Origin of the sequence: uncultured Methylobacterium sp., assembly GCF_964251405.1 — a bacterium.
In the GTDB taxonomy this organism is placed as follows: domain Bacteria; phylum Pseudomonadota; class Alphaproteobacteria; order Rhizobiales; family Beijerinckiaceae; genus Methylobacterium.
This window is the reverse complement of the sequence record NZ_CAXUJR010000129.1, coordinates 1-8,292: the sequence shown is the minus strand read 5'-3', so window position 1 is coordinate 8,292 and position 8,292 is coordinate 1. Positions and strand designations below refer to the sequence as shown.

The following is an 8,292-nucleotide window of genomic DNA, read 5'->3' as shown; positions in this document are numbered from 1 at the left end:
GACTTCTGTGGCCGTTCTCGTTTCTACGGTGGCCGTTTCTTCCAGCGTTGCGCTGGCGCAGAAGAAGAGCTGCCCTGGTTTGCCGTCCGTATCGCTGCACGGTGTCAGGGCCTTGTGTTCGAGCCTCCGACCGAGAGCGCCGGGTGGCCGAGCGTACCTCCCGCTAACGGTGCTCAGGCTCTCGACCACGTCCGCTCCGCCGAGCCATGCCTTAGCGGCCTTCAGCGTATCGAACGCGTGCTCGACGCTGCTGAATGGGTTCGGCCGCTGCTGAGGCGGGAGCCCCTCCAGCAACTCCGCGCGTCATCCTTCCTTTCGTCCGCGCCAGTGCCGTAGACGAGGATACCCTCGACGTCCGCGGCACCCGCGTCCGGCTCCACGGCATCGACGCGCCCGAGAAGGGCCAGACCTGCAAGGATGCGCGGCCCGAGACGGTCAAGCCGCCGACCGGGAAGAGCGGATGTTCTACAACGAGCACGGCGGGAAGGCAGGCGGCATTCTTGGGACCGCATCTTGATTATGGGTCGCTCATTTTACGAAAGACCCCGCAAGCCGTGAGGCTGCGGGGCAAGTGAATCCCATGAGCTGCGGTCGCGTCAGCCCCAGAATGGGGATCGAATGCCGCCGACGCGACCGCGTCGAGGGGGAACGCTCGACACGGCGAGCATGACACGCCATGGGCGACCCGCATTCACTCAGGTGAACAGGACAAAGCCCCGCGCGGCGCATGCCGGCGGAGCTGAGGCGATGAGACTAACCCTATGACGCGTTCGCCGAACTTGACTCTCTTTAGACGGGTGCCTGTTTGCTTAGCCTCAGCGGGCAAGCGCGCGGGCAGCCTCCTTGGTCGTCGTCACCGCGAGCGAGACGTTCGTGATTGATCCTGAGATTGTCAGGACGTTCTGAGCAATCGCGCTGACCGCGGACGCCGCGTCCTGCATGTTCGAGGACATGTCACGTGTTACCACGCTCTGCTCTTCGACAGCCGCCACAGTGCTGACCACGTAATCACGCATCCGTTCGACCGAGCCCTGGATCGTATCAAGCGAGCCGACCACCTGCTTCGAGACTGCCTGGACGCTATCGATCTCGGTCGAGATCTGCTCGGTCGCCCGGGCCGCTTGGTTCGCGAGGTTCTTGACCTCCTGCGCCACGACGGCAAAGCCGCGTCCCGCTTCGCCGGCCCGCGCGGACTCGATCGTGGCATTGAGCGCCAGCAGATTGATCTGACTGGCGATGTTCTGGATCAGACCAATGATCCCACTCATGGCCGTCGCTGTGGCCGTCAGCTTCTCAGCGAACTCGCCCGCGGCGCCGACCTGGGCATGAGCCTCGTCAGTCGCCGCCTGGGCCTTGATCATGCTCTGCGAGATTTCACTCACCGAGGCCGCAAGTTCCTCGGCGGCCGCGGCCATCGTCTGCACGTTGTCCGAGGTGATCCCAGCCGCCTGTGTCGCCTTGCTGGATTCCTGATTGGACCGCAGGATCGCGGTATCGATCTCACCGAAATTTCGCTCGATCAGCTGCTTCAGGTCGGCCATTAGCGTGACCTGCGCCGTAACGTCGGTGGCGAATTTCACCACCTTGTAGGGACGTCCGCTGGCATCCAGGATGGGGTTGTAGGAGGCCTCGATCCAAACCGCTCGGCCATCTTTGCCGAGGCGCTTGTACTGGCCGGCCTGATATTCGCCGTTGCGCAGCTTCGTCCAGAACTCGGCGTACTCGCGACTGTCCTTTGTGGCTGGGTCGACGAACATGCTGTGATGCCGGCCCACGATCTCGGGCAAGCTGTAGCCCAGCGCCCCAAGAAAGTTCTGGTTGGCCTCCAGCACCGTGCCGTCAAGGTTGAAGGAAATGACGGCTTGCGACTTGCTGATCGCTGCGATCTGCCCGTGCCGGTCGGCGTCCTCGGCCTTCTGACGCGTGATGTCGGTGGCGAACTTCACCACCTTATAGGGGCGGCCGCCACCATCGAAGATCGGATTGTAGGAGGCCTCAATCCAGACTTCCTTGCCGCCCTTAGCGATCCGCTTGAATTGCCCCGCCTGGAACTCGCCTGCCCGTAGCTTGGACCAGAACGCAGCATACTCGCTGCTGTTCTGGAGCATGGTGTCGACGAACAAGCTGTGGTGCTTGCCGACGATCTCCGACAGGGCGTAGCCAACGACGCTCAGGAAATTGTTGTTAGCCGAGATGATCGATCCATCAAGTTCGAATTCGATCACGCCCTACGACTTGTCCAGCGCTGCGAGCTTGGCCTGCATTTCACGCGTCGCAGCTCTATCAAAACCACCGAACATCATCAGCTCCATCTAAGCGCCGTTTGTCAGCTCGGCTTCGCTCAATCCGCCTACCCGGCACCGACGAAGTGCCAATGGACACGAAGGAAGGTAAAACCCAATGGTTGAATTTGATAGAAAGCCTTAGTAAATCGGAGCACGAATCTTGCGGGCCAAAGAGTTGGATGGTGTTGGCAAACCCAGATGCTCCGCGCAGTGATTATCAGCAGGGCAGACGGTTAACTCTGTTACTCCTCTTTGACTTATGGTGGCATGGAGCGTGGCGAAGTCATTCCCTGAGTTGCATCAAGGCGCTTCCAATTTTCGGGCAGCACGGCGCTTCCGCGAGCTAACCGACGGGCTCAATACGAAAAAAACGCCCCGCCACGGCGAACTGGGCCTTCGGCGTTGTCGCATCTGGCGCGACCGTGGGACCGGGTTCGGGAGTAGCAGGGTGGGCCAGAGCTGCGACGGACAGTGACGTGGTCAGGCGGATGCTGGCGAGGACGAGTGAAGGACGCATGGTATGCTCCGATTGCGGCGCCGATGGCTCCTACGACACGGGCAGACGGATCGTTCCTTCAGCGGCGGCATACGGCGACCCGTGCGGCAACGAGTTGCCTGTTCCAATCCAGGCCGCGTGCGGTTCGCCAGGCGTGGATGGCGCAATCGAGAATCGGCGCGGGCGATGCCGTGAAGGTATGAGCGCGGTCGATATGACGAATGGAAGGGCTTGGTGATGACGCGCATCCCACGCTGGTCGCATCGGATCGGCCTGTTGCTGGCCGCGCCCTTCTTGCTGTTCGCTCTCGTCCTTGCGGGAACGGCCGTCTGGGAGGCGCGGCCTTTGCCCGCCTGCGGTGCCAGTGGCATCGACCCGCTCAATCCGGTCCTTCGATGCCGGCGCCTGACAATGGTGGGGGGCATACCCGTGCCATCTCGTGAAGCGGTGAGCGCTTCGGGTCTGCGGGTGATCGAGCAGGGCACCGTCTCAGGGATGCCGGATCTCAGGTCGTCCGGTCTGGCATTCCTCTGCGGGCTTGTCCTGTATGGTCTCAGTCGGGGCTTTGGCCGGGTTCTGAGCCGTCGACGAACGGCCCTGATGTGATCTCTGAGGCACGCTGTCTCACGGCAGGGCGTCACATCCTCACTGCACCTGGCGTGGGCTATGCGTCGGAGATGATCGAACTCGCATTCATCGTCGTTGCCGGAACGCTGGGGGCCATCGCCGTCGTGATGACAGCCCATCCTAGGATCGAGCGAATGTGGAGACGCGTCTCACTCGGTTGAGGAGATCGGCGGAGTCGAACCCACACGCTCGCGGATAACAGGAGGGTGGGTCCCGGAGCCGAAGCTCCGGGTTCTGTTTCGACGGTTACCCTACCGCAAGATGCTTACGCCGCGAGGCGGGCATCCATGACAACGTTATCGTTGGCATTTAGAGTTTTGGCCAAATGCTTGGAATAGGCAGAGCCTACGCCAAACCGGTCGAATCCTTACCGGCGCTCTCGCGATCCCTTTACCGTCCAGTCGATCCTATTTCGCCCCCATCAAAAGCGCATCACGATGCGTTTATGGTGGAGGCGCCGAGGTACTGCCCCCCGGGTCCTGCAACGTTATTATGAACCGGTCATCAACCGCAGCTTCAAACTAGCGGATAGGCTGGCATCGGTCCAGGCGCTTTCGTCGACGGTCATCGAGACGGTACGGAAAACGCTCTAAAGGTCCGCCAACCCCGTCGATTCAGAAATCCCATCGGTCGGTATCATCCGATAGTAGACGAGGAGGCCGGCGGCGAAGACGCCGGCTCCGATCCAGGCGGCGGCCGGCGCGAAGCCGGGGCCGGCGAGCGCGAGGCTCGAACCGCCTCCGAGCAGGGCGTCGGCCCCCGCGAGCAGCACGCCCAGAAAGCTTTCGCCGACGAGGAAGCCCGCGGCGAGCAGCACGCCGCGACGGCGAGATTCCTCCAGGGCGCGGTCCACCGGACGGTGGCGCGACCGCGCGCGCGCGCGGATCGACCGCTCGCTCAGCCAGCCGAGGATGCCACCGATGGCGATCGTCACCTCGACGGAGAGCGGCAGGTACATGCCGATCCCGACCGTCAGCGCCGGGAAGGTCACCTCGCGACGACGCAGCCACGCTTCGAGCCCGACCAGGGGAATCCCGAGCCCGACGCCGATCAGCACCATGGTCCAGGGAAGCTCGCCGCCGACGATGCCGCGGGCGATCTGCGCCATCAGCGAGGCCTGCGGCGCCGGCAGCGCGTTCCCCGCCTCCATGCCCTCCCGCGGCAGCACGCCGACGAAGCCGTAGGCCTGGTAGAGCAGCCCGAGCAGCGGCGCGATCACCACGGCGCCGATGGCGACGCCGGCCATCAGGGCCACCTGCTGGCGCCAGGGCGTCGCCCCGACGAGCTGCCCGGTCTTGAGATCCTGCAGGTTGTCGTTGGCGATCGACGCGATGGTGACGATCACGGCGGCGACGAGAAGCGCCATGGCGACGACGAAGCGCTTCCCCTCGGGCCCGGCCGCCTCGCTGACGAGGAGGGGCAACAGCAGTGCCGCCGCCATGGTGGTGAGGATGCCGATGCCCGAGATCGGGCTGCTCGACGAGCCGAGCAGGCCCGCGAGATAGCCGCAGGCCGCCGCCATCAGGAAACCGAAGAGCACGACGAACAAGGTCGCGGCCAGGGCCAGCAGGGGGTGGAAACCACCGAGCCCCGCACCGTGCGCGAACCACACGAACAGGCCGGCCAGCGGCAGGGTGAGCCCCGCGGCGATCCCGGCCACCCAGGTGATCGGAATGTCGCGCTCCTCCCGCGGCAGGTCGCGCAACGACCCCTGCCGTCGCGAGGCGCGCGCGGCCGCGAGAGCGTCGCGGATGCTCGCCAGGATGGGCGAGGACAGCGAGGCGATCGTCCAGACGCCGCCGACTGCGATGATGCCGGCGCCGATCAGGCGGACCTGGCCCAACCAGACCGCCTCCGCCGCGGCGTCGGGCGCGCTGGCCGGGGCTCCCCCCATGGCGGTGAGGATCGGCACAGCGATGCCCCAGGCGATCACCGCCCCGGTGAGGATCGCGAGGCAGGCGCCGATCCCCACGAGATAGCCGACGCCGACCAGCGCCAGGGAGAAACCGGTGCCGACACGGAACAGGGCCGGTCCGAGGCTCAGGGTGGTATGGACGCCCTCGGCCAGGAGCTTGAAGCCGCTCGTGGCGAGGCCGATCGCCCCCGACGCCAGGGTAGCGCCCAGCAGCGTGCGCAGGCCGTCGCTGCTGTCCCCGGCCTGCAGCACCTCCGCCGCCGCTCGGCCTTCCGGATAGGGCAAGCCGCTGCCGGCCACGAGCGCGCGGCGCAGCGGGATCGAGTAGGCGACGCCGAGGAGGCCGCCCAACAGGCAGACCGCACTCGTCTGCCAGAACGGAAAGCCCTGCCAGTAGCCGATCAGCACGAGCCCGGGCAGCACGAGGATGACGTTGCACAGGGTGCCCGCGGCCGAGGCCTGGGTCTGCACGATGTTGTTCTCGAGGATGTTGTGGCCGCCGAAGACGCGCAGGCAGCCCATCGCGATCATCGCCGCGGGGATCGACGAGGAGAAGGTCATCCCCGTCTTCAGGCCCATGTAGACGTTCGCCGCCATGAAGACGACCGTGACGGCCGCTCCGAGCAGGATGCCACGCAACGTCAGTTCCGACGCGTGCTGCGACAGGGGAGTTCGTGCGTCCACGCGCTGGCCTCAGACCGGTTCGAGGCGGGATCGACAGGGATGCGGGAAGCGCGGTCGCAGTGTCGATTCGTGAAAAACTATCATGGTTTAACGCTGCCCGCGGGGATCGAAACCTCCCGGAACAACCGGCTTTTCTTTCGGTTGTTCGACCCGGACGAGCCGATTCGTCCAGTCCTTCATGTCGCACCGCCGTCGGACTCCCGTGGCCCGAGCGAGAGGCGGCGATCGTCACAGGTCTCGAATGGGTCCCAGCTGCAGAGAGCGCGCATATGCATCTTCGTCATCGATCGAATCCGGTATGGGCATGATGGGGTCGTCCGAGACCAATGATGCGCTCGTCGACTTCGTCGGCATGGTGCGCGGGACGGGCTATCACTTCACCACGGTGACCCCGGCGACCCATGCGCGGATCAACGCCCGGCCCGGCAATGCCGGCGCCCGAAACCTGCGCGACGTGCTCGGCTGGAGCCGGCCGTTCCGCGAGGATGTCGTGCCCCCCGAACTCTTCGCCGCGATGCGCCGGGCCGGAATCGTCGAACGGGACGGCTCGGGCTGGCGGCCGACGATCCGGTTGTCGAGCCTCGACGGTGAGTTGCTCGTCCATTCCGCCTACCCGCCGACGGCCACCGACGCGGTGTTCTTCGGCCCCGACACCATCCGCTTCGTGGGCGCCGTCATCGGCCACATCGAGCGCCGGACGAACCCGGTGCGGCGCGCGGTCGATATCGGCTGCGGCTCGGGAGCGGCGGGCATCGCCATCGCCAAGCGAGTGCCGGGAGCCGAGGTCGTCCTCGTCGACATCAACGAGGCCGCCCTCGCCACGGCGCGGCTCAACGCCCGGCTCGCGGGCGTCTCCAACCTCATCGCCCGCGCCAGCAACCTGCTCGATGCCATGGAGGGTTCCTTCGACCTGATCGTCTCGAACCCGCCTTTCATGCTCGATGCCGGCGAGCGCACCTACCGCCATGGCGGGGGTACGCTCGGCGCAGGCCTGTCGCTGGCCGTCGTGGAGGCCGCGGCCGAACGACTGGCGCCGGGAGGCTCGCTCGTCCTGTTCACCGGCGCGGCGATCGTCGAGGGCGACGACCCGTTCCGCGAAGCTGCCATGGCCGCGTGCCGGAAGGCCGGTCTCGACGCGTCCTACCGCGAGTTCGATCCCGACGCCTATGGTGAGGAGCTCGACGATCCGGCCTATGCCCAGGCGGAGCGTCTCGCCCTCGTCGTGTTGACCGCGACACGGCCGCTCTGAGCGAGAAGGGTCCATGGCGATGACGGAGACCGAGGCGAATCGGGAGCGTGCAGGTTTCCTGCGCGAGGCCATCGCCGGCCTGACGGCCCGGCCCAAGATGCTGCCCGGCAAGTTCCTGTGGGACGAGCCGGGCTCGGTCCTGTTCGACCGGATCTGCGATCATCCCGAGTACTACCCGACGCGCGCAGAGACCACGCTGCTGCCCGGCGTGGCGCGCGACGTCGCCGCCCTGGTCGGACCCGGCGCCACCGTCGTCGAGTACGGCAGCGGAGCGAGCCGCAAGATCCGCACGCTCCTCGACGCCCTCGATGCGCCCGCCCGCTACGTCGCGGTCGACATCTCGCGCGACTACCTCGAAGCCTCCGTGCGACGGCTCGCCGCCGATTACCCGCAGGTCGAGATGGTCCCGGTCTGCGCGGACTACTCGCAGCCGCTGACGCTGCCCCTCGACCTCACCGGGGCGAACGTGCTCGGCTTCTTTCCGGGCACCAGTGTCGGCAACTTCCCACCCGATGAGGTCGCCGGCTTCCTCGGGCGCGCCAGGGCGACGCTCGGGCCGAGCCGGTTGCTCGTGGGCGTCGATCCGAACCTCGACGAGGCGCGACTGATCGAGGCCTATGGCGGCTGCGGGGGATTGATGGCGGCCCTGCACCGGAACGTGCTGGCGCGCATGAACCGCGAGCTCGGCACCGACTTCGACCTCGACAACTTCCAGCATGCGGTGGGCATCCGGAACGACCCGTTCCGGGTCGAGGCCCGGCTCGTCGCCGGCCGTGCCGCGCTCTACCACCTCGACGGCCACGTCCTGGCGTTCGAAGCGGGCGAGGGCCTTCGCACGGACCACTCCTACAAATACGCTCCCGATCGTCTGCGTGCGCTGGCCGAGCGGAGCGGATGGGAGCCTGAGCGGGTCTGGCTGGACCCGGACGGTCTGTTCAGCCTGCACCTCCTGCGCGCCTGATCGCGCCAGGGATGTGCAACCTCTACAGCCTGATCACGCCGCAGGCCGAGATCCGCAGGACGTTCGGTCTCGTCC

General features: G+C 66.2%; 4 protein-coding genes, 1 other RNA gene and 2 pseudogenes. 3 read left to right on the top strand and 4 right to left on the bottom strand.

Translation table 11 applies throughout. The annotated features are described in order from the left end of the window. Together ACFE7U_RS16740 and ACFE7U_RS16735 are read right to left on the bottom strand one after the other, a co-directional pair. Positions 1 to 294 (bottom strand): annotated as a pseudogene (locus tag ACFE7U_RS16740) (hypothetical protein); the annotation flags it as partial. 521 nt (positions 295 to 815) lie between these two features. Beyond that, positions 816 to 2,300, bottom strand: a pseudogene (locus ACFE7U_RS16735) (PAS domain S-box protein). 715 nt (positions 2,301 to 3,015) lie between these two features. On the opposite strand from ACFE7U_RS16735, the gene ACFE7U_RS16730 reads away from it, so the two are divergent. Continuing rightward, on the top strand, positions 3,016 to 3,387 hold the full coding sequence (locus ACFE7U_RS16730) for a hypothetical protein (protein ID WP_375410845.1): 372 nt from the start codon (positions 3,016 to 3,018) through the stop codon (positions 3,385 to 3,387). Positions 3,388 to 3,640: 253 nt separating this feature from the next. Here ACFE7U_RS16730 and ssrA read toward each other — a convergent pair. Continuing rightward, positions 3,641 to 3,934: a transfer-messenger RNA gene (gene ssrA / locus ACFE7U_RS16725) on the bottom strand. A gap of 63 nt (positions 3,935 to 3,997) precedes the next feature. Then, positions 3,998 to 6,007, bottom strand: a complete 2,010-nt coding sequence (locus ACFE7U_RS16720) for an OPT family oligopeptide transporter (RefSeq protein WP_375410844.1) — start codon at positions 6,005 to 6,007, stop codon at positions 3,998 to 4,000. A gap of 304 nt (positions 6,008 to 6,311) precedes the next feature. On the opposite strand from ACFE7U_RS16720, the gene ACFE7U_RS16715 reads away from it, so the two are divergent. After that, entirely contained in the window at positions 6,312 to 7,256 is a 945-nt protein-coding gene (locus tag ACFE7U_RS16715) for a methyltransferase (protein WP_375410843.1), read from the top strand. 13 nt (positions 7,257 to 7,269) lie between these two features. Further along, on the top strand, positions 7,270 to 8,217 hold the full coding sequence (gene egtD / locus ACFE7U_RS16710; RefSeq protein ID WP_375410842.1) for an L-histidine N(alpha)-methyltransferase: 948 nt from the start codon (positions 7,270 to 7,272) through the stop codon (positions 8,215 to 8,217). The last annotated feature ends 75 nt before the right edge of the window (positions 8,218 to 8,292 follow it).